The sequence below is a fragment of the Rathayibacter sp. AY1D1 genome (assembly GCF_002932635.1).
Lineage (GTDB): Bacteria > Actinomycetota > Actinomycetes > Actinomycetales > Microbacteriaceae > Rathayibacter.
On the sequence record NZ_PSVY01000023.1, the window covers coordinates 20824 to 45710 of the forward strand.

Consider the following 24887-nt stretch of genomic DNA (forward strand, 5'->3'; position numbering starts at 1 on the left):
CAGCGATGACCCTCCTCGATCGGCTCGCCCCCGCGACCGCCACCACCTGGGTGCCGGTCTGCGCCGTCGGCGACCTCGAGCCGCTCTGGGGCGAGGCCGCCCTGGTCGGCGGTGTGCAGCTCGCCCTGTTCCTCCTGCCCGACGGGCGGGTGCGGGCCGTCTCGAACCTCGACCCCGCGACCGGCGCCGCCGTGCTCTCACGCGGCATCGTCGGCTCGCGTCTGGTCGACGGGGTGCAGCGGCCCACGATCGCCTCCCCCCTGCACAAGGACGTCTTCGACCTCGAGACCGGCGCCTGCTTCACACGAGCGGAGCTGCACCTCGCCACCTGGCAGGTGCGCGAGAGCGACGGCACGATCGAGGTCGCCCAGCGGACCGCTCTGGTCGCCGCGTCCCACGGGACCTCCGACGACGACGGGAGGCGTGCCGTCGCCGCGCTGGTCGAGGCGGTCCGCCGGGCCAACCCGGCGCTGGACGTGCTCGACTCCTTCGTCGACGTGCAGCAGCCCGACGTCCCCGCGACCCTGGGTTCTCTCGAGCCGGGCCGGCCGGCGGTGGTCGTGCCGCTGCTGCTCTCGGCCGGCTACCACGTGCACGTCGACCTCGCCGAGGCCGCGGCGGAGGCGGAGCGGCCGGTGCGGGTCTCGGGCGCGCTCGGACCCGATCCCCGCCTGGCGCGCGTGCTCGCCCGCCGGCTCCACGAGGCAGGGCTCGACGACGGCGACCGCGTCGTGCTCGCCGCTGCCGGCTCGAGCGACGCCGGTGCCGTCGCGGACTGCTGGACCACCGGCCGCCTCCTCGCCGCCGAGCTCGGCCGCGAGGTGAGCACCTCGTTCATCTCGGCCGCCGAGCCGCGGATCGCGGAGGCGGTCGCCGCCGAGCGCGCCGCCCACCCCGGCGCGCGCGTCGTGGTCGCCACCTACCTGCTCGCGCCCGGCTACTTCGCCGGCCTGGCCGCCTCCGCGGGGGCCGACCTCGCCTCCGCTCCCCTCCTCACCGCCGTCGATCCGCCCGCCCGCGAGCTGGTCGACATCGTCTCGGAGCTGTTCGGGCGCAACGCCTGACGCCTCCTCCCCGCACCACCACCGCTCCACCTCCCCGTCCCGAGCGCGCCCTCGCGCGCGCCGCCCACCCTCCGGAGGACCACGATGACTGCTGCACCCCCGACCACCGTCCCCACGACCGCCGCCACATCCACCGGCATCATCCGACGGCCGGGCCGCTGGATCGACGGCTGGAACCCCGAGGACCCCGCCCAGTGGGAGGCGGAGGGACGCTCCGTCGCCGCTCGCAATCTGAGGTGGTCGATCTTCGCCGAGTTCCTCGGCTTCGTCGTCTGGCAGCTCTGGTCGGTCGTCGTCGTCTCGCTGCCGGCGGCCGGGTTCGCCTTCGACACCGGGCAGATCTTCTGGCTCATCTCGATGCCGAGCCTCGTCGGCGCCACCCTGCGGATCCCGTACACGTTCATGGTCCCCCGCTTCGGCGGCCGCAACTGGACGATCGTGTCGGCGGGCCTCCTGCTGATCCCGAGCGTCGGACTCGGCATCGCGGTCTCGAATCCGGAGACCCCGTTCGGCGTCATGCTCCTGGTGGCCGCGCTCGCCGGCTTCGGCGGCGGCAACTTCGCCAGCTCGATGGCGAACATCACCTTCTTCTACCCGCACGCGCAGAAGGGCTGGGCTCTGGGGCTCAACGCCGCGGGCGGCAACCTGGGCGCCTCCGTCGCGCAGCTCGTCGTGCCGATCGCGATCACCGTCGGCGCCGCGGCCACGCTGAACCTGCCGATCGCCGGCTTCCTCTGGGTCCCCCTGATCGTCGTGGCGATGATCGGCGCCGCCAAGCGCATGGACAACCTCTCGACCGCGAAGTCCGACGTCGCCGCCTCCCTCGCCGCGCTCCGCGAGCCGCACCTCTGGCTGCTGGCCGTGCTCTACATCGGCACCTTCGGGTCCTTCATCGGATTCGCCGGCGTGTTCCCGAAGCTCATCGCCGACACCTTCCCCGAGTTCTCCGGCTTCGCCGTCGGCTCGGCGACGGTCGGCCTCGCGTTCCTCGGCTCCCTGGTGGGCTCGCTGTCCCGCCCCTCCGGCGGCCGTCTGGCCGACCGCTTCGGCGGAGCGCCTGTCACGGTCCTCGCCTTCGTCGCCATGGGCGCCGGGATCCTCGGCGTGATCGCGACACTGCCGCTCGGCAGCTTCTGGCTCTTCCTCGCCTGCTTCCTCGTGCTCTTCTCGGCGGCCGGCATCGGCAACGGCGCGACCTACCGCATGATCCCCACGGTGTTCGCCCTCCGCGCCCGCCAGCGCGGTGACGACGGCATCGGCGCCCAGCGCACGTCCGCCGCGGCGCTCGGCCTGATCTCGGCGATCGGCGCCTACGGCGGCTTCGTGATCCCCCAGCTGCTCGGCTTCTCCAAGACCGAGTTCGGCGACTACACCACGGCGCTGGGCTGGTTCGTCGGCGCCTATGCGGTGATGCTCGCGATCACGGCCGGCGTCTACCTCCGCCTCGCCGCGAAGACGGGGACCCGGATCTGACGATGAGCGCACCCGCCCCGACCGACTCCCACTGCCCGTACTGCGCCCTGCAGTGCGCGATGACGCTGACACCCGCGGCGGGCCCCGTGCCCCTGGCGGTCGAGGGGAGGGAGTTCCCGACGAACCGGGGCGGGCTCTGCGCCAAGGGCTGGACCTCCGTCGAGCTGCTGGCGAGCGGACAGCGCCTGGTCTCCCCGCTGCTGCGCGGCGCCGACGGCGTCCTCGCGGAGGCGTCGTGGGAGGAGGCGCTCGACGCGGTCGCCGGGGCGGTGCGCGGCGTCCGGGAGCGGCACGGCGCCGACGCGGTGGCCGTCTTCGGCGGCGGGGGCCTCACCAACGAGAAGGCCTACCAGCTCGGGAAGTTCGCTCGGATCGCTCTCGGCACCTCCCGGATCGACTACAACGGCCGCTTCTGCATGTCCTCGGCCGCGGCGGCCGGCAACCGCGCCTTCGGCGTCGATCGCGGACTGCCGTTCCCGGTGTCCGACCTCGACGACGCCGACACGATCCTGCTCCTGGGCTCGAACGTCGCCGCGACGATGCCGCCGCTGCTCGCCCACTTCGCCGGTGCCCGCTCGCGGGGCGGCCTGGTGGTCGTCGACCCGCGCCGCTCGGCCACCGCGCGGCTGACGGAGGACGGCGCCGGCACGCATCTGCAGCCCGCTCCCGGGACGGATCTGCCGCTCCTGCTCGGGCTGATCCACCTGGTCTTCGCCGAGGGCCTCGCCGACACCGCCTACCTCGCCGCGCGCACGACCGGCGCCGAGGCGGTGCGCCGCAGCGTCTCGGCGTGGTGGCCGGAGCGCACGTCCGCGGTCACAGGCGTGCCGACCACGCTCCTCCGCTCCCTCGCGCGCCGGCTCGCCGCGGGGCGGTCGTTCGTGCTGACCGGCCGCGGGGTCGAGCAGCACGTCGACGGCACCGACACCGCGACCGCCGCGATCAACCTCGCTCTCGTGCTCGGCCTGGTGGGTCGCGAGGGGTCGGGGTACGGCACGCTCACCGGTCAGGGCAACGGCCAGGGCGGACGCGAGCACGGCCAGAAGGCCGATCAGCTCCCGGGGTACCGCTCCATCCGCGATCCGGAGGCGCGGCGCCACGTCGCCGCCGTCTGGGGCGTGACGCCCGAATCGATCCCCGGCCCGGGCCTGCCCGCCACCGCCCTGCTCGCCGAGCTCGGACGCTCCGTGCACTGCCTGCTGGTGCACGGCTCCAACGTGGTCGTCTCGGCTCCGGACGCCGACGCCGTCCGCGCCGGGCTCGAGGCCCTGGACACGCTGGTCGTCTGCGACTTCTTCCTCTCCGAGACCGCCGCGCTGGCCGATGTGGTGCTCCCGGTGCCGCAGTGGGCGGAGGAGGAGGGCACGATGACCTCGCTCGAGGGCCGGGTGCTCCGCCGCCGCCGGGCGATCGACCCGCCGGCAGGAGTGCGCAGCGAGCTCTGGATCATGAGCGAGCTGGCGCGCCGTCTCGACGCCCCCTCGAGCTGGTCGGCGGTCCCCTCGGAGGTGTTCGACGAGCTGGCCCGCGCGTCCGCGGGAGGCGTGGCCGACTACTCCGGCCTCTCGCACGCCCTGCTCGACACCGGGATCGCCGCCCACTGGCCCTACCCCGCGGGCGGCACGGGGACGCCGCGCCTCTTCGCTGAGCGCTTCGGGCACCCCGACGGCCGGGCGCGCCTGGTCGCCGTCATCCCCGCCGTCCCCGTCGTCGTGGACCGCGGCGAGGAGCTGACCCTCGTGACCGGCCGCTACCTCCAGCAGTACCAGTCGGGCACCCAGACCCGGCGGGTCGCGGAGCTCGATGCGGCCCGCCCCGAGGCTCGGCTCGAGATCCACCCGGCGACCGCCTCCCGGCTCGGCGTCCGCGACGGAGCACCTGTGGCGATCGGGAACGCGCGCGGCGTGGTCCGCGCCCGCGCGAGCGTCACCGCGGACATCCGCCACGACACGGTGTTCCTGCCCTTCCACTACGCGGGTGAGCAGTGCGCGAACCTCCTCACCGAGGCCGTCGTGGACCCGGTGTCGTCGATGCCCGAGTTCAAGCGCACGCGGGTCTGGGTCCGCGCGGAAGGGACGGCACATGCCTGAGACACCTCCCGAGCGGATCGTCCTGATCGGCTATGGCCCCGTCGGCTCGCGCTTCGTCGAGGAGCTGCTGCCGGCCGTGCGGGCCGGTCTGGTCGCGCTGACGGTGGTCGGCGCCGAGAGCGACGACCCGTACAACCGTGTCCTGCTCGCGGAGTACGCCGTCGGCCGGGCGACCCGCGAGCGCCTCGACCTCGGCGACCGGACGGCGGCGGAGGCGGCGGGCGTCGTCCTGCGCCTGGGAGCGGCCGTCGTGGGGATCGACCGCGCGCGGAACGTCGTGCGGCTGCACGACGGCGAGCGGCTGCCCTACGACCGCCTCGTCCTGGCCACCGGCGCCCGGGCGAACGTGCCGACCCTCGCCGGGATGGAGCGGTCCCGACGCGAGCGGACGGTGCGCGCCGCCGATCCGGAGTCGCTCGACGCGGGCTCCCGGCCCCTCCCGGAGCGGGTGGTGGCGCTGCGCGACCTGGCCGACGCCCGGGTGGTCCGCGAGTCCGTGCGCTCCGGCGCGCGCCTCGTCGTGCTCGGGGCGGGAGTGCTCGGGATCGAGTTCGCCCTCGCGGCCGCCGAGCAGGGCGCGCAGGTGGTGGTGGTCTTCCACGGCGACATCCCGATGGCCCGCAATCTCGACACGGGCGGGGGCCGGATGCTGGCCGCGGCCGCCCGCGCGGCCGGCGTCGAGATGGTGGCGCACGCCCGGTCCGAGAGCGTCCTGCTCGCGCACGACGACCGCGGCCGTGCGCACTTCCAGGCGCTCGTCTGCGCTGACGGCAAGCAGATCGAGGGGGATCTGCTGGTGCTCTCGTGCGGTGTCGGTGCGCGGGTCGAGCTGGCCGCGGGCGCGGAGCTCGCCGTCTCGACCGGGATCCTGGTCGATGAGCAGCTGCGCAGCTGGAGCGACCCGGACGTCTTCGCGATCGGCGACTGCGCGCACGTCGCCCCCCGCGGCTCGGCCCTGCCCGACGGCCGCGTGCCCGGCGGACCGAGCGGACTGATCGGTCCGGGATGGGAGCAGGCGGACCGGCTCGCAGCACGGATCCGGGCGGAGGCGGAGGGCCGCTGCGGCGAGGAGCGCGTCCCCGACGCCCGACCGGCGGTCGTGATGCTGAAGGCCGAGGGCGTCGACCTCGTGGCAGGAGGCGACGTGGCCCCGGAGCCGTGGGACCCGCACCGCCCGGGCGAGGAGCACCTCGAGGTGACGCTGTGGGCTGACCCCGCCCGCGGCGGCTACGCCAAGCTCGTGACCGCAGGAGGAGTGCTGCGCGGGTTCGTCTCGGTGGGTCTGCCCCGGGTCGGCGCCGAGCTCAGCCTCCTCTTCGAGCGGGGCTCGGAGCTGCCGGCGGACCGGTCGAGCCTCCTGCGTCTGGACGCCCCGGATGCGGGCGCCGCGGCGACCGGCGATCCGTTCGCCCCCGATGCCACGGTCTGCTGGTGCAACGGCGTGACGGCGGCGGTGATCACCGATGCGGCTGCGGCGGGACACGGGACGGTCGCCTGCGTCGGGCGGGCGACCCGCGCCGGCACGGGCTGCGGCGGCTGCACCGGTCGTATCGCCGAGCTGCTCGCGCGGACGGCGGTCCCCGCCTGATCGCCGCGAGGACCGGGCCTCGCCGCCTCAGCGGTCGAGCGCCTCCGCGAGGCGCCGGGTGACCGCCCGCAGTTCGAGCTCGGCCCCGCGGACGCGCTCGTCGAGAGCCGCCGCGGTGTCGGCGGCCTGCTCGGCGGCCGCCGCACCCGCCGCCTCGGACGAGGCTCGGTCGGCCGCGACCGACGCGCTGAGCTCGTCCAGCGCCGCCCGGAGGCCCGCCGACTCGTCGCGCAGCACGGAGACGTCGCCCTGCACCGCGCTCAGCTCGCCGCGGAGCCCGGCCACCTCGTCGCGCAGGGCCGCCGTCTCGGCGCGCAGCTCCTCCGTGCGCAGCCGCGCCTGCTCGAACCAGGGGGCGACCAGCCGGTGCACCGCGTCGCGGAGCACGACGCCGCCGCGGCCGAGCCGGGTGGGCGCGGAGCCGGGGTCCTGGAGGAAGTCGTGGTCAGTGGTCATCGTCGTGGTCCCGTCCGGAGAAGCGGCGGTGGAGCACGTCCATCGCCCGCAGATCCTTGTCCATGATGTCGGCCTCGAGGGTGGTGTCGGCGAGGCGGTCGGCGAGGCCCGGCCGGGAGCGGCGCTCGAGCGAGGCCTCGATCAGCTCGACGGAGCGCTCGAACGAGAGCGGTCCGCGCGCCGCGGCCCGGCCCCGCCGACCGAGCGCCTCGAGGTCCACCGCCCCGCTCGCCACGTCCCGCATCGCCTCGAGGAGCGCCGGGGCGGAGCGGGTGATCTTGATGCAGTCGACGCCGTCGATGAGGAACTCCGCTACTCCGCTGGCCGCCGTCACGATCGGCACGGCGCCCGCCGCGGCCGCCTCGACCGGCGCGACGCCGAACGCCTCTCCGGCCCAGGTCGGGAAGAGGAACGCGTCGGCGCGGCCGTGCGCGGCGAGCACCTCGGCGTGCGGCGTCGCTCCGTGGAACTCGACCAGGCCGGCCAGGCCCGCCTCGTCCGCCCGGGCGCGCCAGCCGTCCACGTCTCCGTCGCCGTAGAGGTCCACGCGGAAGTCGCGGGTCTCCTCCGCGAGAGACGCCGCCGCCTCCAGCACCAGCCCGACGCCCTTGTGCTCGCCGAGCGACGCGGCGAACGTGAACCGGGTGGTCCCGCCCTCGCGGTAGCGCCGCGGCTCCGCGGTGTCGGGGGGAACGGACACTCCGCGCCCGATCACCTCGACCTCGCCCAGGCTCAGCCCGCCGGCCTCGATCGCGTCGACGAGGGAGCGGCTGACCGCGACGATCTCGCCGCGGTCGAAGTGGTCGGGGGCCTGGGCGCCGTAGACGCGGAGCACGCGCTCGGGCAGCCCGTCGACCAGGGCGTTCGGGATGCGGTCGCCGAGGTTCCACATCCACGGGGCCTCCACCGCCCGCAGCAGGTCGATCAGCGCGAGGCCGCCGATCCCGAGCAGGTTGAAGGCCACCACGTGGGTCGGCGCGAAGTCGCGCAGCTCCTCGAGCAGGATGCGGGTGTTCTCGAACCGCGAGACGGCGCTCTCGTGGTGCAGCAGCTGAGCGATCTCGCCGCCCGTCTGCGGCAGCGGGAAGTAGGTGCGCAGGCTCAACGTGCGGTGCACCTCGACGCCCGAGGGCTCCGGCGGCAGGTAGGTCGGCGTGGTCAGCACGCGCACGGTGTGGCCGCGGGCCGCCATCGCCTCCGCGACGCGCGCACAGGTCATCTCGTATCCGCCGAGCACCTGGGGCGGATAGAGGTTGCTCACGAACAGCAGGCGCATCAGCGCACCTCCCCTCTCGCGGAGGCGTCCGCCGCGATCCGCGCCGTCACCTCGGGCGTGTAGGCCGCGCGGGCCTGGCGGTCGTTGCCGCCGTCCCAGTAGTTGACGAGGTAGAGCCCGGACTGCTGCGTGCGCGGCACGAACGGGAACAGCTGGGCCCGGGGCTCGATCTGCGCGATCCGGTAGCCGGCGTCGACCGCGCGCACGTGCAGCCAGATGTCGTCGGCGTCCGGGGCGATCTCGCGGAACGCGTCCCCGTGCGCGGCGATCTCGCCGAGGAGCGGGGCGGGCAGCAGCTGCCCGGAGACGGAGGTGCCGAAGACATCGGTCGACGCGCGCGTGTCGGTGACCGACATCCAGCTCGTGTACGGAGCGACGGCGCCGTCGACGATCCCCACCCGGTGGGCGCGGTAGCAGAGCACGGTCTCGCGGGAGTAGCGCGAGCGGGCGTCGAGCAGGCCCCTCAGCCAGGTGCGCGGGTACACGATGTCGTCGTCGGAGGTGACGAGGTCGCGCTCCCCCGCCCGGCCCGAGAGCAGGTGCGGGTAGTACTTCGTGTGCACGCGGTATCCGTCGACCAGGCGGATCTCGACGCCGCGGCGGCGGAGGCGGCGCAGCGGCGCGGGCAGGTCGGCGTGCAGGGCCGGGTCGTCGAGCCAGAGCACCAGGCGCGCGGGCCGGGCATCGCCGCGGGCGATCGACTCGAGCGCCACGTGGACCCGCTGCAGCCGCTCGCCGTGCGTGGTCATCGTCACCACGACCTCGCCCGCCGGATCGACCGCGGAGCGGCGGGAGAAGCGGTTGGCCAGGTCGAGCAGCAGCAGCTCGCGCCGGAGCGCGGGCGAGGGGTGGTCGATCGGCCGGGCGGCGATCACGGCGGCGCGGCGCTCCGAGAGGCGCTGAGGGGCGGAGCGGACGACCCGGGCCGCGGAGCGCAGCCGCGTGCGGGGGCGGACACGACGGCCCAGCGCCGCGAGGCGCGTGCGGGGCCGGACGCGCCGGCCGACGGCGGCGAGAGCGGGATGCATCGGTCCAGGTTAGCCGGAGGCGCCCGGGCGCCCTGCGCCGGTCAGGGCTCGTCGACGACCGCGAAGGCCCGCACCGGGAAGGTCCCGAAGCCCCGCACCTTCGGCGGCACGGCGGTGAAGCGCGCCCCTGTCGCCGGCAGCCCGCCGAGGCCGGTGAGGTGCTCGACGACGTGCACTCCCGCGGCGAGGAGGGCCGAGTGCGCGGGCCGCGATCCGCCCGACTCCGTGTCGTCGATGTTCACCGAGTCGATGCCGACCAGCACCGCGCCGGCGGCGACGAGCGCCTCCGCCGCCTCGCCGCTGAGGAAGGGGGCGCCCCTGCCGTACCCGGGCGTGGCGAAGTGCGCGTCCCAGCCGGTGCGGAGGAGGACGGCGGCGCCGCGGACGTCGAGTCCCGCGACCGCGTCCGAGCCGATGCCCCGTTCGGTGGCTCCGGTCGCGTCGACCACGACGGTCGGCAGGTCGACCAGCGTCTCGAGCGGGAGAGCGGCGAGATCGGCTCCGCCCTCGTAGCGGTGGAACGGGCTGTCGAGGTAGGTGCCCGTGTTCCCGATCATCTCGATGACGTCCATCGCGAACTCGGTGCCGGGTGCGTAGGAGGCGCGGGACGCCTCACGGGTGAGGTGCGGCCGGATGCGCGGAGCGGGCAGGCCCGGGTAGGTCACCAGCCCGTCCGCGACGGTGTGGCTGAGATCGACGAAGCGGCGCGAGGAGGTCATGCGCCCGATCCTGGCAGGGGCCGGCTCGGGCGCACCATCGAGATGCCGCCCCGCGGGGCGGCGTTCCCGCCTCTACTTCTTCGGCAGCGCCGCCGACAGGTCCGCGATCAGGTCGGACGAGTCCTCGAGGCCCACCGAGAGGCGCACCAGCGACTCCGAGACCTCCAGCGGCGTGCCCTTCACCGACGCGTGCGTCATCTCGCTCGGGTAGCCGATCAACGACTCGACGCCGCCCAGCGACTCCGCGAGCTGGAACAGCTCGGTCGACTCGGCGAACTTCCGGGCGGCGCGCGGCGTCGCGAGCTCGAGTGAGAGCATCCCGCCGAACCGCGACATCTGGCGCTTCGCCAGCTCGTGGCCGGGGTGCGAGGGCAGGCCCGGGTAGTGCACGGCCGTCACCGCCGGGTGCTCGACGAGGAACTCGGCGACCGCCTGCGCGTTGACGGAGTGGCGCTCCATCCGCACCCCGAGGGTCTTGATGCCGCGGACCGTGAGCCACGCGTCCATCGGGCCCGAGATCGCTCCGACCGCGAACTGCAGGAACGCGATCTTCTCGGCCAGCGGCCCCGAGCGCAGGGCGAGCGCGCCGCCGACGACGTCCGAGTGGCCACCGAGGTACTTCGTGGTCGAGTGCACGACCACGTCGGCACCGAGGGCCAGCGGCTGCTGCAGGGCGGAGGAGGCGAACGTGTTGTCGACGACGACGATCAGGTCGTGCGCGTGGGCCAGGTCGGCGAGCTCGGCGATGTCGCTGATGGTCATCAGCGGGTTCGACGGGGTCTCGACCCAGAGCATCTTCGTCTCACCGGGGACGATCGCCCGCTGCACCTCGCGGAGGTTCGACATGTCGACGGCCGTGTTGCGCACGCCCCAGGCGCTGTGCACCCGGTCGATCAGGCGGTGGCTGCCGCCGTACGCGTCGTTGCCCAGGACGACGTGGTCGCCGGGCGCGAGGGCGGCGCGCAGCAGGGTGTCCTCGGCCGCGAGGCCGGAGGAGAAGGAGTAGGCGACGTCCGCACCCTCGAGCGAGGCGATGAGCTCCTGGAGCGAGTCGCGCGTCGGGTTCGCCGAGCGGGCGTACTCGTAGCCGCCCCGGAGACCGCCGATGCCGTCCTGGACGAACGTGGAGGTCATGTAGACGGGCGGCACGACCGCCCCGGTGGTCGGATCGAACTCCTGGCCGGCGTGGATGGCGCGGGTGTCGAAGTGCTGCTTCTTGGGCATGGTGCGGGCTCCCTGGGTCGGAGGTGCGGAGGCGGCGGCCGTCAGGCCGTGGCGTAGGTGAGGAGGTCCTGTCGGGTGATCACCGCGACGGGCTTGCCCTCGTCGGTGACGAGGAGGGCGCTGTGCTCGGTGAGCGCGGCGCGGGCGGCGGTGATGCTCTCGCCGAGCCCGATCAGCGCGAGCGCATCGCCCACGCAGTCGCCGAGCGGGTCGTTCATCGAGGCGGATCCGGCGAAGACGCGGTCGAGCAGCTCGCGCTCGTCGACGGCTCCGACGACCTCGCCCATCACGACCGGCGGCTCGGCGGTCAGCACCGGGAGCTGCGAGACGCCGTACTCGGTCATGATGCCGATCGCGTCGCGGATCGTGTCGGTCGGGTGCGCGTGCACGAGCGCCGGGAGGTCGGCCTGCCCGCTCGCCGCCCTCGCGCGGAGCACGTCGCGGACGGTGCCCTCGTCGCGCATCTCGAGGAAGCCGTAGGAGCGCATCCAGCGGTCGTTGAAGATCTTGCCGAGGTAGCCGCGCCCGCCGTCCGGCAGGAGCACGACGACGACGTCGTCCGGCCCGAGACCGGCGGCTGCCTTGAGCGCGACGGAGACGGCGAGCCCGCTCGATCCGCCGACGAGCAGCCCCTCCTCGCGGGCGAGGCGGCGGGTCATCGCGAACGACTCGGCGTCGCTGGAGGCGATGATCCGGTCGACCACGCTCGGGTCGTACGCGCTCGGCCAGAAGTCCTCGCCGACGCCCTCGGTCAGGTACGGGCGACCGCCGCCGCCCGAGTAGACGGAGCCCTCGGGGTCGGCGCCGACGATCTGCACGCGGCCCTCCGACACCTCCTTGAGGTAGCGGCCGGCGCCGCTGATGGTGCCGCCCGTGCCGACTCCCGCGACGAAGTGGGTGAGCCGGCCGGCGGTGTCGCGCCAGATCTCGGGGCCCGTGGTCTCGTAGTGGCTGAGCGGTCCGTTGAGGTTCGCGTACTGGTTGGGCTTGAAGGCGCCGGGGATCTCGCGGGCGAGGCGGTCCGAGACGGAGTAGTAGGAGGCGGGGTCCTCCGGAGCGACGGCCGTCGGCGTCACGACGATCTCGGCCCCGTAGGCGGTGAGGACGTTGCGCTTGTCCTCCCCCACCTTGTCCGGCAGCACGAACACGCAGCGGTAGCCGCGCTGCTGCGCGACGAGGGCGAGGCCGATGCCGGTGTTGCCGCTGGTCGGCTCCACGATGGTGCCGCCGGGCTTCAGCAGCCCGTCGCGCTCGGCGGCGTCGATGATGCGGGTCGCGATGCGGTCCTTCGACGAGCCGCCGGGGTTCAGGTACTCGACCTTGACCAGCACGGTCGCCTGCACGCCCGCCGCGACCGGACCCAGCTTCACCAGCGGGGTGTCGCCGATGAGGTCGAGCACCGAATCGGCGTAGGCCATCCCGGTCTCCGGGCGTGCGGGAAGGGCGCGATCCAGGCTCATCCCGCCAGCGTAGCAACCGGCTGCGGGCGTGTGACGGGGGTGGGCGGAGGCACAGGGAGCGGTCTCGGGAGGGGAGTGCCGCCGGTCGCGCCGGTGCCCTATCGTGGGGGTCCGCGAGCGCCGCGGTCGACCCGGAACGGACCCCGAATGACCTCACCGATCGCCGCACCGCCGCGGCGTCCGGCCGACATCCACCTCCTCCGCCTGCTCGGTCCGGCGCTGGTCGCCGGAGTCGCCTACCTCGACCCGGGCAACGTCGCCAGCAACATGACGGCCGGCGCCCGGTTCGGCTACCTCCTGGTCTGGGTGGTGGTGCTCGGCAACCTGATGGCCTGGCTCATCCAGTACCTCTCGGCGAAGCTCGGCCTGATGACCGGCCGCAGCCTCCCCGAGCTGCTCGGCGACCGCCTGCGCGGCCGCTGGGGCCGCCGGGCCTACTGGCTGCAGGCCGAGACGGTGGCGATGGCGACCGACCTGGCCGAGGTGATCGGCGGCGCGATCGCGCTGAACCTGCTCTTCGGACTGCCGCTGCTGGCCGGCGGCGTGGTCACCGGCGCGGTCTCGCTGGTGCTGCTGCTCGTGCAGACGCGGGGCGGGGCGCAGCCGTTCGAGCGGGTGATCACGGCGCTGATGGTGCTGATCGCCGTCGGCTTCACGGTCGGCGTGGTCGTCGATCCGCCGGACGCGGGCGCGACCGTCGCCGGTCTCGTGCCGCGCTTCGAGGGCTCGGAGTCGGTGCTGCTCGCCGCCTCGATCCTCGGCGCGACCGTCATGCCCCACGCGATCTACGCCCACTCCGCGCTCGCCCGCGACCGCTTCGGCCACGTCGAGGGCGTCGGCGCGCGCCGGAGGATCCTGGTCGCCACCCGGATCGACGTGACGATCGCGCTCGCCATCGCCGGCACCGTGAACCTCGCGATCCTGCTCCTCGCCGCGCACTCCCTCGCGGGAGTCGCCGGGACCGACAGCCTCGAGGGCGCCCACGCGGCCATCGGGGCGGCGCTCGGACCGGTGGTCGCGACCCTGTTCGCCGTCGGCCTGCTCGCCTCCGGCCTCGCCTCGACCTCGGTCGGCGCGTACGCGGGGGCCGAGATCATGCACGGTCTGCTCCAGGTGCGGGTGCCGCTCGTCGCCCGTCGTCTGGTCACGCTGATCCCGGCGCTCCTGGTGCTCGCGATCGGCTTCGACCCGACGCGCGCGCTGGTGCTCAGCCAGGTGGTCCTGTCGTTCGGCATCCCCTTCGCGCTCGTGCCGCTCGTGATCCTGACCCGCGACCGCCGCCTGATGGGCGACCAGACGAACCGCTGGTTCACCACCCTCGCCGCCGCCCTGGCCGCCGTCTTCCTCATCGTCCTGAACGGCCTGCTGCTCTGGCTCACCTTCGCCCCCTGAGCGGAGCGGCGGCGCACCCTGCGGATCAAGCGGGCCCGTTGGGCATCCCGCTGATCGAGCAGCCCGCTCCGCGGGCAGATCGAGATCCCCCTGACCGCGCATTGATCCGATCCGAAGCCTCGCTCGTTATCCTCTGAGAGCGCCTCTCAGGCGCCTGCGCCCGCCCCAGGCGCCTTCCGCCCTCAGAACGAGAGACGCCGCCGTGCCCAAAGACACGATGTCCGCCAAGAACCGCGCCCGACAGGAGAAGCTCGAGGCCTACAAGCGCGAGCAGGACCGCCGCAAGCGCGGCTCCCGCATCTGGATCTGGTCGCTGTCGGCCCTGGCCGTCCTCGCGGTCGGCGGGATCGTCGCGGTCACCGTCTTCGGGAACCAGCAGATCGTCGAGGCGCGCGAGATCGACGGCCTGCAGACCTTCGACAACGACGCCACCCACGTCGCCGGCGCCGTCGACTACCCGCAGACCCCGCCGGCGGGCGGCCCGCACAACGCCGTGTGGATGAACTGCGGCGTCTACGACGAGCCCGTCCCGAACGAGAACGCGGTGCACGACCTCGAGCACGGCGCCGTCTGGGCCACGTACGACCCCGAGCTCCCGCAGAGCGAGGTCGACGCGCTGATCGCCGCGATGCCCGACACCTACTCCGTCGTCTCGCCCTACGAGGGCCTCGAGTCGCCCATCGTGCTGAGCGCCTGGGACGCCCAGGTCGCGATCGACTCGCCCGAGGACCCCCGCATCGACGCCTTCGTCGAGCGCTTCTGGCAGTCCTCGAGCGCTCCGGAGCCCGGCGCCCCCTGCACCGGAGGGATCGATGCGCCCGGCAAGCAGTAGGGGCCGGATCCTCGTCGCCGCGGTCGCCGTGGTCGCGCTCCTCCTCGGAGCGGCCGGCGGCTACCTCTTCGGCGCGCTCGCCCCGTTCGCCTCCGCGGCGACGCCCTCGAGCGCCAGCGCCGAAGCGGGCTTCGCGCGCGACATGCAGGTGCACCACCTGCAGGGCGCCGAGCTGGCGATGATCGCCCGCGAGCGCAGCGCCGACGACGAGGTCCTCACCGTCTCGAAGGACATCCTGCTCACCCAGCAGCAGCAGGCCGGGCAGCTCTTCGGCTGGCTGAACTCGTGGGGCCTGCCGCAGGCTGCTCCGGAGCCCTCGATGACCTGGATGGGCCGGCCGACCCTGGCCGGAGCCGCCGACGAGCACTCGTCGATGGGGATGGGGACCGAGGACGGCGTCGTGCCGGCGAGCATGCCCGGTCTCGCGACACCGGACCAGATCACCGCCCTCAGCAGCGCGTCGGGCCGCGACTTCGACCGGATGTTCCTCGAGCTGATGATCGCCCACCACCGCGGCGCGATCGATATGGCCGAGGCGCTGCTCGCCCGGAGCCGCGTGACGGTCGCCACCGACTTCGCCTCCTCCGTCGTGAAGGCCCAGGAGGCCGAGATCTCGCTGATGGAGCAGATGCTCGAGGACCGGCCGGCGGAGTGACCGCCTCCGGCGCGCACGACATCGGCTGAGACTGGTGCGCCTCCCCCACCGGGAGGGGCACGTGCTCTCCGCCGACGTCGTGCACGGGGCCCGGCGACTCAGACGGCGTCGGCTGCGAGTAGCCCCGCGGAGTCCGGCCGCCGATCCGCGGCTCAGCCCTGGAGGGCCGACTCCGTCTGCTGCGCGTAGAGCGAGGCGTAGAGGCCGCCGAGGCCGAGCAGCTCGCGGTGGGTGCCCGATTCGACGATCCGGCCGCCCTCGACGACGTGGATGACGTCGGCCGACACGATGGTCGAGAGCCGGTGAGCGATCGCGATGGTGGTGCGACCGCGGGCGGCGTCGTCGAGCGCGGTCTGGACGATCCGCTCCGAGACGGTGTCGAGGGCGCTGGTCGCCTCGTCGAGGATGAGGACCGCCGGGTCCTTCAACAGGACGCGCGCGATCGCGAGCCGCTGCTTCTCGCCTCCGGAGAGCCGGTAGCCGCGCTCGCCGACCAGCGTGTCGTAGCCGTCGGGGAACGACGTGATCGTCGCGTGGATGTTCGCGGCGCGGGCGGCCGCCTCCAGCTCCTCCTGCGTCGCGTCCGGGCGGGCGTAGCGGAGGTTGTCGCCGATCGTCGCGTGGAAGAGGTAGGTCTCCTGGCTGACGATGCCGATGTGCGAGACGAGCGACTCCTGCCGCAGCTCGCGCACGTCGGTGCCGGCGAAGCGCACCGCTCCCCCGGCCACGTCGTAGAGGCGCGGGACGAGGTACGAGATGGTGGTCTTGCCCGCGCCGGAGGGACCGACGAAGGCGACGAACTGGCCCGGCTCTATGGCGACCGAGACGTGGTCGAGCGTCGGGCGCGCGTCCTCCGCCTGGTCGGGGTAGCGGAACACGACGTCGTCGAGCTCGACCCGGCCGAGCTCGCCCGAGACCTCGCGTGCATCTGCCCTGTCCGTGATCGCCGGACGCAGGTCCAGGTACTCGAAGATGCGGGCGAACAGCGCTCCGGCCGTCTGCAGGTCGAGCGCGACGCGCATCAGGCCCAGGAGCGGCCACATCAGGCGCGCCTGCACGGTGGTGAAGGCCACGACGGTTCCGGCGGTGACGGTGGTGCCGCCGAGGATCAGCCAGGCGGCCACGAGATACACGATCACGGGGATGACCGAGAGGAAGATCTGCACCATCGCGAAGAACCACTGGCCGGACATCTGCTGCCGCACCTGGAGCTCGATCTGCCGGCCGTTCTCGTCGGCGTAGCGCGTCACCTCCGACTCCTGGCGGCCGAAGCTCTTGGCCAGGAGGATGCCCGATACGCTCAGGGTCTCCTGGGTGATCGCGGTCATCTCGGACAGCGACTCCTGCGTCTTCGTCGCGATGCGCGCCCTCACCTGGCCGACGCGGCGCTGGGCCACGACGAGCACCGGAGTGAGGACGAGGGCGACGATCGTCATCTGCCACGAGAGCAGGAGCATCGCGACGACGGCCGCGATCACGGTGACGGTGTTGCCGAGGACGCTCGAGACGGTGTTCGTGAGCACGTTGGCCACGCCGCCCACGTCGTTGGCGAGGCGCGACTGGATGACGCCGGTGCGGGTGCGGGTGAAGAAGCCGAGCTCCATCGCCTGCAGGTGGCGGAAGAGGCGGATGCGCAGCTCCCCCATGACCGTGTTGCCGACGGTCGCGGTGAGGTAGGTCTGCCAGACGCCGAGGATCGCCGAGAACGCCCAGACCAGCACCATGACGCCGACCAGCTCGAGCAGCACCGGGAGGTTCGGGCGTCCGCCTGGCGGGAAGAGCCCACGGTCGAAGGCCAGCTGAGTGAGGAGCGGGGGCACCACCGTGAGGGCGGCGCCGACGAGCACGAGGATCACGGTGAGCGTGAGCTTGGGGCGGTGGTCGCGGAAGAGTCCCGCGATGCGCCGGAGCAGGTCGTCGACCTTCGGAGCCGCCGCGTTGATCTCCCGCTGGCTGTCCGGATCGCTGCTCGAGATCCTCCCGCCGCGCGCCCCTCCGCGCATCCCGCCGCCTGCCGCGACGTCACCCATCCTGCTCACGGCTCGACCCTAGCCCCGCCCGTCCCCGGACCCCCGCCCTTCCGCCCACGGCGAAGTCGTGCAAGCCCGCGCCGCGCCGACGCGCCGTCCCGCACCCGATGCCCGTGCCGGGTACCTCTCCGGTGCCCGGTCTCGACACCCCGCTCCACCGCTACTCGACCACCATGCGGTCCGCGGGTCGTCAGCCCTTGGTGGCGCCGGCGAGGAGGCCGCGGACGAAGAACCTCTGGAGGGAGAAGAACACGATGAGCGGCACGATGATCGAGATGAACGCGCCGGCCGTGAGCAGCTCCCACGATTGGCCGTAGGAGCCGGTGAGGTCCTGCAGCGCCTTCGTGATCGGCAGCCCTTGTCCGGAGGTGAAGACCGTCGCGACCAGCAGGTCGTTCCAGACCCAGAGGAACTGGAAGATGCCGAAGGAGGCGATGGCGGGGACCGAGAGCGGGAGCACGATGCGGAAGAAGATCTGGCCGTGTCCGGCGCCGTCCACTCGTGCCGCTTCGATGACCTCGCCGGGGATCTCGGAGATGAAGTTGTGGAGCATGAAGATCGCGAGCGGGAGCGCGAAGATCGTGTGCGCGATCCACACCTTCGCGTAGGAGCCGTCCAACCCGTTCACCCCGAGGCCGGGGAGGATGTAGAGCCCTCCGATGCGCAGGCCGTCCGAAAACAGCTGCAGCAGCGGCACGAGCGCCATCTGAATGGGAACGATCTGGAGCGAGAACACGAGGACGAAGAGCGTGTTGCGGCCCTTGAAGTCGATCCAGGCGAACGCGTAGGCGGCGAGGCTGGCGATCGTGATCGGGATCAGCGCCGCCGGCAGCGTGATGACCAGCGAGTTCACGAACGCCTTGCCCAGGGTCAGGCTGTCGCCCGAGTTGAGCGCGTTCGCGTAGTTGTCGAGGGTGAAGCCGGGGTTGGCGAAGATCGTCCACCAGCCGGTCGTCTTGATGTCGTTCGCGGGGCGGAACGACGAGATGAACAGGCCGAGGGTGGGGACGGTCCAGATGACGGCGATGATCAGCGCGGCGAGAGTGGCGCCGCGCGATGTCGTCGCCTTCTTGACCTTGCCGCTGGCCGCCTCGATCCTGGACTCGCCGCGGGCGAGCGCGCGCTCGGTGCTGCGGTCGACCGGAACCTGGATCGGAGTGGGCGTGACGCTCATCGGATCTCCCTCTGCTTGGCGAGCTGGCGGGCGTTGTAGACGACGATCGGGAGCACGAGCAGGAACAGGATGACCGCGAGGGCCGCGCTGTAGCCGCTGCGGGCGCCGAGCTGGAACTGGCGGACCATCTCGAACGCGAGGACCGTGGTGTCGGAGCGGCCACCGGTCATCGCCGAGACGATGTCGAAGACCTTCAGCGACGCGATCGAGATCGTCGTGAGGACGACCACGATCGAGGAGCGGATGCCGGGGACGGTGACGTTCCAGAAGGACTGCCACGCGCTGGTTCCGTCGAGCGAGGCCGCTTCGAGCTGCTCGGAGGGGACGCCCTTGATGGCGGCGGAGAGCACCGTCATGGCGAATCCGGCCTGGGTCCAGATGAGGACGACGACGAGGAACAGCGTGTTCCACGGCTCGAGTCCCAGCCAGTCGACCGGCGGGGCGCCGAAGGCGGTGAGGATGCCGTTGAGGAGGCCGATCTGCTCGCCCTGGCGCACGTCGTAGAAGAACTTGAAGATGATCGACGCGCCGACGAACGAGATCGCCATCGGCATGAAGACCAGCAGCTTGAAGAACTTCTCGCCGCGGCTCTTGTCGATGAAGACCGCGTAGGCGAGACCGATCGCGGTCGCCGTGATCGGGGCCAGGAGCACCCAGACCACCGTGTTGAGGAAGGCGGTGATGCCGTCGGGGCTGGTGAAGACCCAGACGAAGTTGTCGATGCCGGCGAATCCGGAGCCGTCGTTCTTCATGAACGCGTTGATGGCCGTCGTGATCGTCGGGTAGATCAGGCCGATGAGGATGAAGAAGGCGGCCGGTGCCATGAACGCGATGAGCTGGAGTCCGTAGCCCGCGCCTTTGCGGGATCGGAAGTCGAGCAGGAACAGCGCGCCGCCGATGACGGCGGCCACCACCGCGACCCAGAGGACGGAGTTGTAGAGGCCGAAGACCAGCAGGAGGACGACCGGCAGGACGACCGTCACCGCGAGCCGGAGGACCGTGTAGCCGGTGCCGCGGCGGGGCGCGATCTCGACGAAGAAGAGGATGAGCGCCACCACGGCCGCGAAGGCCAGGAGGATGAGCGGGATCTGCGCGAGCGGCGGGATTCCCGCCAGCCATTGGAAGAACCCCGAGATGGTGATGGGGGACATGGACGCCCTTTCGAGTGCGACTCTGGACTCAGGAGGGGCCCGGCCCCGGGATCCGTGGATTCGGGGGCCGGGCCGTCACAGCTGAGCCGCCACTCGGGAGCGGCGGCTCTGCTCCGCTGCTAGGAGGTGTAGCCGGCCTGGATCTCCTCGAGCGCCTGGTCGGTGCTCGTGCCGTCGATCCAGTCGACCATGCCCTTGAAGAAGCTGTCCGAGCCCACTGCCTTCGGCATGAGGTCGGACGCATCGAAGCGGAACGTGGTGTCCGGGTTCTGGAGGATCGCGATGGAGTCCTTCAGGACGTCGCTGCCCGCGTTGGCCGGGTCGAGACCGGTGTTCGCGGAGATGACGCCGCCGAGGGAGACGCGGCTGTTGGCCCAGTCGGCGCTGGCCAGGTACTCCTGGACCTTCGCGGTGTCCTCGTCGTTCGAGAACGCGGCGACCATCTCGCCACCACCGGTGACGGCCTGGGCGTCGTCGGCCTTGACCGGCGGGGTGAGGAAGGCCCACACGTCGCCGTCCTCGGCCACGTTGGCGCCGGCCGAGGTCAGGAAGCCCTCGAAGAACGAGGCCTGGTGGGTCAGCGCGCAGGTGCCGTTCGCCATGTTCTGGGCGACGTCGCCGAAGGCGGTGGAGTTGATCGACTTCACGTCGCCGTAGCCGGCGTTGACGAGGGTCGGGTCGAGGAGGATCGATCCGACGGAGTCGAACGCGGACTTGATGGCCGGGTCGGTGAAGGGGGTGTCGCCCGCGACCCAGGAGTCGTAGACGTCGGGGCCGGCCTCGCGGAGGACGGCGTCCTCGATCCAGTCGGTTCCGGGCCAGCCGGAGGCCTCACCGGAGTTGAAGCCCGCGCACCAGGACGGTCCGCCGGTCTTCTCGGCGATCGTCTTGCCGAGCGCCTCCATCTCGTCCCACGTCGTGGGAACGGAGACGCCCCACTCCTTGAACTTGGCCGGGGAGTACCAGATGTAGCCCTTGACGGACGCCATCAGCGGCGCGCCGTACTGGGTGCCGTCGACCTGGCCGTACTTCTGCCAGTCCTCGGACCAGTTCTGTTTGACGTTGGCGAGGGCGCCCTCGGGGAGCTCCTGCACCTTGCCGGAGGCGACGGTGTCGGCGAGCAGACCCGGCTGCGGGAAGATCGCGAGGTCGGGGGTGTCGCCACCCTGGACCTTGATGCCGATCTGCTTCTCGAACTCCTTGTCGCCCGTGTACTTGATCTCGATGCCGCTCTCCTTCTCCCAGTCCGCCCAGGACTGCTCGAGAAGGGTGGCCTCGTCGCCGTTGATGGTGCCGTAGACGTTGACGACGCCGTCGGCGGTGCCGACCGTGCCGGCCGAGCTGCCGCCGCCGGCGTTCGGGTCGTTGGGGTCACTGCTGCTGGAGCAGCCCGCGAGTGCGATGCCGGCCGCTGCCAGAACGGCGACCGGGACGGTGATACGGCGGTGCAGGGATGACCGCATTCTTCCTCCTCATTGAGTGGTGGAACCAGCCGAGCAGGCCGCTCCTGGCCGATCGGGATCGGGAGGCTGTGGCGGCTCGAAGCGTGTGCCGCGACGACTCGGATGCTGGTGATGGCGATGCCAGGAGGAACTCCGAGCGGATCACCGGATTCGTGTGGGTGGGCTCCCACGGAGGGAAACCTTTCCACAAGAACGATGAAAGCACAACGCCGATGATAGAGCGCTCTCTGAGATAACGATTCGGCGTCAGAACAGCGATCGCCGGGCCGGGGCCGAGCGGAGATCGATCTCGGCGCGACGCCCGGCCGCCGGGCGGGGTATAACTTCCTGGAACCGTTTCCAGCATCGAGGCCGGACGGTCGGGAGGAACGCCGTGCCAGGCATCGAAGAGGTGGCCGAGCTCGCAGGAGTGTCGAAGGCGACGGTCTCGCGCGCGCTCAGCGGCCGGGGCTACGTCTCCGCGGGGACGAAGCAGCGCGTCGAGCGCGCCGCGACGAGCCTGGGCTACGTCGTCTCCGCCAACGCCTCCAGCCTCGTCACCGGCCGCAGCAACAACATCGCCGTGATCATCCCGATCATCAACCAGTGGTTCTTCGCCGGGATCATCGAGGGCATCGAGCGCGCCCTGCTCGCCGCCGGCTACGACCTGCTCCTCTACAACATCGACAAGCACCTCGACGCCCGCCGGAGCGTGTTCGAGTACTACCTCGTCCGCAAGCGCGTCGACGCGATCGTCGCCGTCACGCTCGAGATCTCGCCGCACGAGACGGAGGCGCTCCTCGCCCTGGGCAAGCCCATCGTCGGCATCGGCGGCGAGCTCCCCGGCATCCCCACCTTCAGCATCGACGACGTCGCCGCCTCCCGCCTCGCCACGGAGCACCTGCTCTCCCTCGGCCACGAGCGGGTCGTCCACATCGGCGGGCTCGCGGAGGAGGAGATGGACTTCCACGTCCATACGCAGCGCCGCGACGGCTTCCGCCAGGCGCTCGCGGCCGCCGGCCTCGAGCCGGGCGCGCAGGACATCGTGCCCACCACCTTCGACATCCCCGGCGGGCACAGCGCCGGACGGCAGGTCCTCGGCGACCCGCGCACCCGGCCGACGGCGATCTTCGCCGCCTCCGACGAGATCGCGATCGGGATCATCCTCGCGGCGCGCGAGCTCGGCCTCTCGGTGCCCGAGGACGTCTCCGTCATCGGGATCGACGACCACCCCCTCGCCGAGCTCTTCGGTCTCAGCTCGATCCGCCAGGACCCGCGCCAGCAGGGCGAGCTCGCGGTCGCGCTGGTGCTGGACGCGCTGGCCGCCCTCGGTCGCGGCGAGCCCCCTCCCCCGGCCCGCCACACGCTGATCCCCGCCTCGCTGGTGATCCGCACCAGCACCTCGGCGCCGCGGGGAGCGAGAATCGGAGCATGAGCGACTCCGACACCCCCACTGTCCGCGACGTCCCCGAGCGGTCCCGCTTCGTGATCGAGGTCGGCGGCACTACGGCCGGCTTCGCCGCGTACACCCGCCAGGGCGACGAGGTGACGCTCACCCACACCGTCGTCGACGACGCGTGGGAGGGCCACGGCCTCGGGAGCATCCTCGCGCGGGCCGCGGTCACCGCGATCACGGAGGCGGGCGGCACGGTCGTCCCGCGCTGCCCCTTCGTCGCGGCCTGGCTGCGCAAGCACCCGGACGTCGACGCCCGGGTCCGCTGGCCCGAGGACTGACTCACTCCGGGGGCGTCCTGCTCCCGATCTCCTGGAGCGCCCAGGTGTTGCCGTCCGGATCGGCGAAGTACGCGTACTGCACGCCGCCCAGGTCCTGGACCTCGCTGATCTCGAGCGAGCGGCCGACGAGCTCCGCGCGAGCGGCGGCGATGTCGTCGACGACGAGGTGGAGGGAGCGGACGACGCCCTCCTCCGGACCGGGGCCCATCCCGCTGCCGACCACGATCGAGCAGGCCGAGCCGGGCGGGGTGAGCTGGACCACGCGCATCGCGGCGGAGGGCCGCACGTCGTGGTCGAGGTGGAAGCCCATCACCTCCGTGTAGAAGGCGACCGCGCGGTCGACGTCGCCGACGGGGAGGGGGACGAGCTCGAGTCGCATCTGCACGCGACCAGTGTGCCGCGCGGCGGAACCGCGCGGGAGGGGTCAGTCCCGCGGGCCGACGACGAGGCGCTCGTGCATGATCTCGACGGCGCGCTCGAGGACGCGGCGGTCCTCGGGGGTGAGATCGGCGAAGATCGGCGTCAGCGCGTCGCCGAGGTCGGTCCGCCAGGCGTTCAGCGCGTCCGCGCCGGCGGGAGCCAGGCGGATCTGCCAGGCGCGCGCGTCGAGGGGATCGGCGATCCGGTCGAGCCAGCCGGTCTCGACGAGGTTCTTCACGATCTTGGTCATCGTGGGCTGCGAGACGCGGCTCTGGGAGGCGAGCTCCCCCAGGCGCATCGGGCCCATCGAGAGGAGCACCGAGAGCGTGCGCCAGACGGCCTGCGACTCCTGGTTGCCGGTCGCCTGGGCGGCGAGGCGGGTGATCCGGTGCGTCACCGAGACGAAGTCGCTCAGGAGCTCGCTGAGCGAGACCTCGCTGGGCGGGACGTCGCGGGCGGGGAGCCCGGCGAGCAGATCGTGAGCAGTCACGCTCCAATCCTAGGGGCGCGCGCCTCCAACGGCCGGGAACGACGAAGGGCGCCGCCTCCGAGAAGACGACGCCCTGCGTCTGCAGGCGTGCCTGCGTCACCCTGACGAGCGACCGACCGGAGCCGGCACCCGCGACGGGTGAAGGGGATTACTTGACGGTGACGGTCGCGCCGGCGCCCTCGAGCTGAGCCTTGGCCTTCTCGGCCTGCTCCTTGTTGACGGCCTCGAGGACCGCCTTGGGGGCACCGTCGACGAGCGCCTTCGCCTCACCGAGGCCGAGGCTGGTGAGGGCGCGCACCTCCTTGATGACCTGGATCTTCTTCTCGCCGGCGGCCTCGAGCACGACGTCGAACTCGGTCTGCTCCTCAACCTCTTCGGCGGGGGCGGCCGGGCCGGCCACACCGGCGGCGGCGACGGGCGCCGCAGCGGTGACCTCGAAGACCTCTTCGAACTTCTTGACGAACTCCGAGAGCTCGATGAGCGTGAGCTCCTTGAAGGCCTCGATGAGCTCGTCCTGCGTGAGCTTTGCCATGATTTTTCTCCTTGTTTTTCTTTGTCTACGAACCGCGCGCGCACTGCTTCCCGGAAGGGGAAGACGTCAGCTCGCGGACTCCTGCTTCTCGCGCAGCGCCTCGACCGTGCGAACGGCCTTCGAGAGCGGAGCGTTGAACAGATATGCGGCGCCGAACAGCGAGGCCTTGAAGGCGCCGGCGAGCTTGCCGAGCAGAACTTCGCGGGACTCGAGGTCGGCGAGCTTGCCCACCTCTTCTGCGGTCAGCGGGTTACCGTCGAAGTAACCGCCCTTGACCACGAGGAGAGGGTTTGCCTTGGCGAAGGCACGCAGCGACTTCGCGACGGCGACAGGGTCGCCGTGCACGAACGCGATGGCCGAGGGGCCAGCGAGCTCGTCGTCGAAGGACGAGATACCGGCGTTGTTCGCCGCGATCTTGGTCAGCGTGTTCTTCACCACGGCGTAGGTTGCGTGCTCACTGATGTCCTTGCGCAGCGTCTTGAGCTGAGCAACAGTGAGACCGCGGTACTCGGTCAGCAGAACGGCCGTCGAGCTCTGGAACTTCTCCGTGAGTTCGGCAACCGAGGCTTCCTTGTTCGCCATGGCTACTCCTGTGAATTCTCGTGCCGGTAGCCCGAAGGCAGGCAAAGAAAAAAGCTCCGGCACAGGGGCGCGGAG

The 24887-nt window shown here is 72.2% G+C and carries 23 protein-coding genes; 9 read left to right on the forward strand and 14 right to left on the reverse strand.

From position 1 onward, the window contains the following. Nucleotides 1–5 precede the first annotated feature (5 nt). The 4 genes from nirD (at nucleotide 6) to C5C56_RS13330 (ending at nucleotide 6215) form a co-directional block, all read left to right on the forward strand. Nucleotides 6–1064, forward strand: a complete 1059-nt coding sequence (nirD, locus tag C5C56_RS18450) for a nitrite reductase small subunit NirD (RefSeq protein ID WP_104224353.1) — start codon at nucleotides 6–8, stop codon at nucleotides 1062–1064. A gap of 84 nt (nucleotides 1065–1148) precedes the next feature. Continuing rightward, nucleotides 1149–2537: an MFS transporter gene (locus C5C56_RS13320; RefSeq protein ID WP_104224352.1), complete on the forward strand. Its 1389-nt coding sequence runs from the start codon at nucleotides 1149–1151 to the stop codon at nucleotides 2535–2537. 2 nt (nucleotides 2538–2539) lie between these two features. Beyond that, nucleotides 2540–4627: a molybdopterin oxidoreductase family protein gene (locus tag C5C56_RS13325; RefSeq protein WP_104247712.1), complete on the forward strand. Its 2088-nt coding sequence runs from the start codon at nucleotides 2540–2542 to the stop codon at nucleotides 4625–4627. Next, nucleotides 4620–6215: an NAD(P)/FAD-dependent oxidoreductase gene (locus C5C56_RS13330; protein ID WP_104227174.1), complete on the forward strand. Its 1596-nt coding sequence runs from the start codon at nucleotides 4620–4622 to the stop codon at nucleotides 6213–6215. The genes C5C56_RS13325 and C5C56_RS13330 overlap by 8 nt, the downstream gene beginning before the upstream one ends. A 27-nt stretch (nucleotides 6216–6242) precedes the next feature. Here the strand turns inward: C5C56_RS13330 and C5C56_RS13335 are convergent, their stop codons facing one another. From C5C56_RS13335 to C5C56_RS13360, 6 genes are all read right to left on the reverse strand, one after another. Then, nucleotides 6243–6671 carry a hypothetical protein gene (locus C5C56_RS13335; RefSeq protein ID WP_104319766.1) on the reverse strand — a complete coding sequence of 143 codons (429 nt, stop codon included), beginning with the start codon at nucleotides 6669–6671 and terminating at the stop codon, nucleotides 6243–6245. Continuing rightward, nucleotides 6661–7947: a glycosyltransferase gene (locus tag C5C56_RS13340; RefSeq protein WP_104319767.1), complete on the reverse strand. Its 1287-nt coding sequence runs from the start codon at nucleotides 7945–7947 to the stop codon at nucleotides 6661–6663. The genes C5C56_RS13335 and C5C56_RS13340 overlap by 11 nt, the downstream gene beginning before the upstream one ends. Then, nucleotides 7947–8975 (reverse strand): glycosyltransferase, encoded by a 1029-nt coding sequence (locus C5C56_RS13345; protein WP_104319768.1) that lies wholly within the window; start codon nucleotides 8973–8975, stop codon nucleotides 7947–7949. The genes C5C56_RS13340 and C5C56_RS13345 overlap by 1 nt, the downstream gene beginning before the upstream one ends. Before the next feature lie 41 nt (nucleotides 8976–9016). Continuing rightward, on the reverse strand, nucleotides 9017–9694 hold the full coding sequence (locus C5C56_RS13350; RefSeq protein ID WP_104261750.1) for a cyclase family protein: 678 nt from the start codon (nucleotides 9692–9694) through the stop codon (nucleotides 9017–9019). Nucleotides 9695–9766: 72 nt separating this feature from the next. After that, the gene (locus tag C5C56_RS13355; protein WP_104224345.1) at nucleotides 9767–10918 is read right to left on the reverse strand and encodes a cystathionine gamma-synthase; all 1152 of its coding nucleotides are present in this window, start codon (nucleotides 10916–10918) and stop codon (nucleotides 9767–9769) included. 41 nt (nucleotides 10919–10959) lie between these two features. Next, nucleotides 10960–12336: a cystathionine beta-synthase gene (locus tag C5C56_RS13360; protein WP_104224344.1), complete on the reverse strand. Its 1377-nt coding sequence runs from the start codon at nucleotides 12334–12336 to the stop codon at nucleotides 10960–10962. A gap of 189 nt (nucleotides 12337–12525) precedes the next feature. Here C5C56_RS13360 and C5C56_RS13365 point away from each other — a divergent pair, with 189 nt between their 5' ends. The 3 genes from C5C56_RS13365 to C5C56_RS13375 all read left to right on the forward strand — a co-directional run bounded on the left by C5C56_RS13365 (nucleotide 12526) and on the right by C5C56_RS13375 (nucleotide 15257). Next, complete coding sequence (locus tag C5C56_RS13365) at nucleotides 12526–13770, forward strand: Nramp family divalent metal transporter (protein ID WP_104227179.1); 1245 nt, start codon at nucleotides 12526–12528, stop codon at nucleotides 13768–13770. A 202-nt stretch (nucleotides 13771–13972) separates the two neighbouring features. Then, entirely contained in the window at nucleotides 13973–14602 is a 630-nt protein-coding gene (locus C5C56_RS13370) for a DUF3105 domain-containing protein (RefSeq protein WP_244230507.1), read from the forward strand. After that, nucleotides 14583–15257, forward strand: a complete 675-nt coding sequence (locus tag C5C56_RS13375; protein WP_104224341.1) for a DUF305 domain-containing protein — start codon at nucleotides 14583–14585, stop codon at nucleotides 15255–15257. Before C5C56_RS13370 ends, C5C56_RS13375 begins: the two co-directional genes overlap by 20 nt. A gap of 152 nt (nucleotides 15258–15409) precedes the next feature. On the opposite strand, the gene C5C56_RS13380 is transcribed toward C5C56_RS13375, so the two are convergent. From C5C56_RS13380 to C5C56_RS13395, 4 genes are all read right to left on the reverse strand, one after another. After that, complete coding sequence (locus tag C5C56_RS13380) at nucleotides 15410–17287, reverse strand: ABC transporter ATP-binding protein (protein WP_104247708.1); 1878 nt, start codon at nucleotides 17285–17287, stop codon at nucleotides 15410–15412. 190 nt (nucleotides 17288–17477) lie between these two features. Continuing rightward, complete coding sequence (locus C5C56_RS13385; RefSeq protein WP_104224339.1) at nucleotides 17478–18461, reverse strand: carbohydrate ABC transporter permease; 984 nt, start codon at nucleotides 18459–18461, stop codon at nucleotides 17478–17480. Next, nucleotides 18458–19612 carry a carbohydrate ABC transporter permease gene (locus C5C56_RS13390; RefSeq protein ID WP_181027270.1) on the reverse strand — a complete coding sequence of 385 codons (1155 nt, stop codon included), beginning with the start codon at nucleotides 19610–19612 and terminating at the stop codon, nucleotides 18458–18460. Before C5C56_RS13390 ends, C5C56_RS13385 begins: the two co-directional genes overlap by 4 nt. Nucleotides 19613–19731: 119 nt before the next feature. Next, entirely contained in the window at nucleotides 19732–21075 is a 1344-nt protein-coding gene (locus C5C56_RS13395; RefSeq protein ID WP_104227181.1) for an ABC transporter substrate-binding protein, read from the reverse strand. 373 nt (nucleotides 21076–21448) lie between these two features. On the opposite strand from C5C56_RS13395, the gene C5C56_RS13400 reads away from it, so the two are divergent. Together C5C56_RS13400 and C5C56_RS13405 are read left to right on the forward strand one after the other, a co-directional pair. Next, the gene (locus tag C5C56_RS13400) at nucleotides 21449–22489 is read left to right on the forward strand and encodes a LacI family DNA-binding transcriptional regulator (protein WP_104224337.1); all 1041 of its coding nucleotides are present in this window, start codon (nucleotides 21449–21451) and stop codon (nucleotides 22487–22489) included. After that, complete coding sequence (locus C5C56_RS13405; protein WP_104319769.1) at nucleotides 22486–22788, forward strand: GNAT family N-acetyltransferase; 303 nt, start codon at nucleotides 22486–22488, stop codon at nucleotides 22786–22788. Before C5C56_RS13400 ends, C5C56_RS13405 begins: the two co-directional genes overlap by 4 nt. Before the next feature lies 1 nt (nucleotide 22789). Here C5C56_RS13405 and C5C56_RS13410 read toward each other — a convergent pair whose 3' ends face one another. From C5C56_RS13410 to rplJ, 4 genes are all read right to left on the reverse strand, one after another. After that, nucleotides 22790–23173, reverse strand: a complete 384-nt coding sequence (locus C5C56_RS13410) for a VOC family protein (RefSeq protein ID WP_181027271.1) — start codon at nucleotides 23171–23173, stop codon at nucleotides 22790–22792. 39 nt (nucleotides 23174–23212) lie between these two features. Then, on the reverse strand, nucleotides 23213–23698 hold the full coding sequence (locus C5C56_RS13415; protein WP_244229591.1) for a MarR family winged helix-turn-helix transcriptional regulator: 486 nt from the start codon (nucleotides 23696–23698) through the stop codon (nucleotides 23213–23215). A gap of 148 nt (nucleotides 23699–23846) precedes the next feature. After that, on the reverse strand, nucleotides 23847–24230 hold the full coding sequence (gene rplL / locus C5C56_RS13420; protein WP_104319770.1) for a 50S ribosomal protein L7/L12: 384 nt from the start codon (nucleotides 24228–24230) through the stop codon (nucleotides 23847–23849). Between the two features lie 66 nt (nucleotides 24231–24296). Next, nucleotides 24297–24812 (reverse strand): 50S ribosomal protein L10, encoded by a 516-nt coding sequence (gene rplJ / locus C5C56_RS13425; protein ID WP_055791018.1) that lies wholly within the window; start codon nucleotides 24810–24812, stop codon nucleotides 24297–24299. Nucleotides 24813–24887 lie beyond the last annotated feature (75 nt).

What these genes read in the sequence shown, in the direction of transcription:
- rplL (WP_104319770.1), bottom strand. Translation starts at nt 24,230, where the DNA reads ATGGCAAAGCTCACGCAGGACGAGCTCATCGAGGCCTTCAAGGAGCTC.
- C5C56_RS13355 (WP_104224345.1), bottom strand. Translation starts at nt 10,918, where the DNA reads ATGCCCAAGAAGCAGCACTTCGACACCCGCGCCATCCACGCCGGCCAG.
- C5C56_RS13350 (WP_104261750.1), bottom strand. Translation starts at nt 9,694, where the DNA reads ATGACCTCCTCGCGCCGCTTCGTCGATCTCAGCCACACCGTCGCGGAC.
- C5C56_RS13395 (WP_104227181.1), bottom strand. Translation starts at nt 21,075, where the DNA reads ATGCGGTCATCCCTGCACCGCCGTATCACCGTCCCGGTCGCCGTTCTG.
- C5C56_RS13340 (WP_104319767.1), bottom strand. Translation starts at nt 7,947, where the DNA reads ATGCGCCTGCTGTTCGTGAGCAACCTCTATCCGCCCCAGGTGCTCGGC.
- C5C56_RS13380 (WP_104247708.1), bottom strand. Translation starts at nt 17,287, where the DNA reads ATGGGTGACGTCGCGGCAGGCGGCGGGATGCGCGGAGGGGCGCGCGGC.
- C5C56_RS13320 (WP_104224352.1), top strand. Translation starts at nt 1,149, where the DNA reads ATGACTGCTGCACCCCCGACCACCGTCCCCACGACCGCCGCCACATCC.
- C5C56_RS13335 (WP_104319766.1), bottom strand. Translation starts at nt 6,671, where the DNA reads ATGACCACTGACCACGACTTCCTCCAGGACCCCGGCTCCGCGCCCACC.
- nirD (WP_104224353.1), top strand. Translation starts at nt 6, where the DNA reads ATGACCCTCCTCGATCGGCTCGCCCCCGCGACCGCCACCACCTGGGTG.
- C5C56_RS13345 (WP_104319768.1), bottom strand. Translation starts at nt 8,975, where the DNA reads ATGCATCCCGCTCTCGCCGCCGTCGGCCGGCGCGTCCGGCCCCGCACG.
- rplJ (WP_055791018.1), bottom strand. Translation starts at nt 24,812, where the DNA reads ATGGCGAACAAGGAAGCCTCGGTTGCCGAACTCACGGAGAAGTTCCAG.
- C5C56_RS13365 (WP_104227179.1), top strand. Translation starts at nt 12,526, where the DNA reads ATGACCTCACCGATCGCCGCACCGCCGCGGCGTCCGGCCGACATCCAC.
- C5C56_RS13385 (WP_104224339.1), bottom strand. Translation starts at nt 18,461, where the DNA reads ATGAGCGTCACGCCCACTCCGATCCAGGTTCCGGTCGACCGCAGCACC.
- C5C56_RS13405 (WP_104319769.1), top strand. Translation starts at nt 22,486, where the DNA reads ATGAGCGACTCCGACACCCCCACTGTCCGCGACGTCCCCGAGCGGTCC.
- C5C56_RS13330 (WP_104227174.1), top strand. Translation starts at nt 4,620, where the DNA reads ATGCCTGAGACACCTCCCGAGCGGATCGTCCTGATCGGCTATGGCCCC.
- C5C56_RS13360 (WP_104224344.1), bottom strand. Translation starts at nt 12,336, where the DNA reads ATGGCCTACGCCGATTCGGTGCTCGACCTCATCGGCGACACCCCGCTG.
- C5C56_RS13375 (WP_104224341.1), top strand. Translation starts at nt 14,583, where the DNA reads ATGCGCCCGGCAAGCAGTAGGGGCCGGATCCTCGTCGCCGCGGTCGCC.
- C5C56_RS13390 (WP_181027270.1), bottom strand. Translation starts at nt 19,612, where the DNA reads ATGTCCCCCATCACCATCTCGGGGTTCTTCCAATGGCTGGCGGGAATC.
- C5C56_RS13325 (WP_104247712.1), top strand. Translation starts at nt 2,540, where the DNA reads ATGAGCGCACCCGCCCCGACCGACTCCCACTGCCCGTACTGCGCCCTG.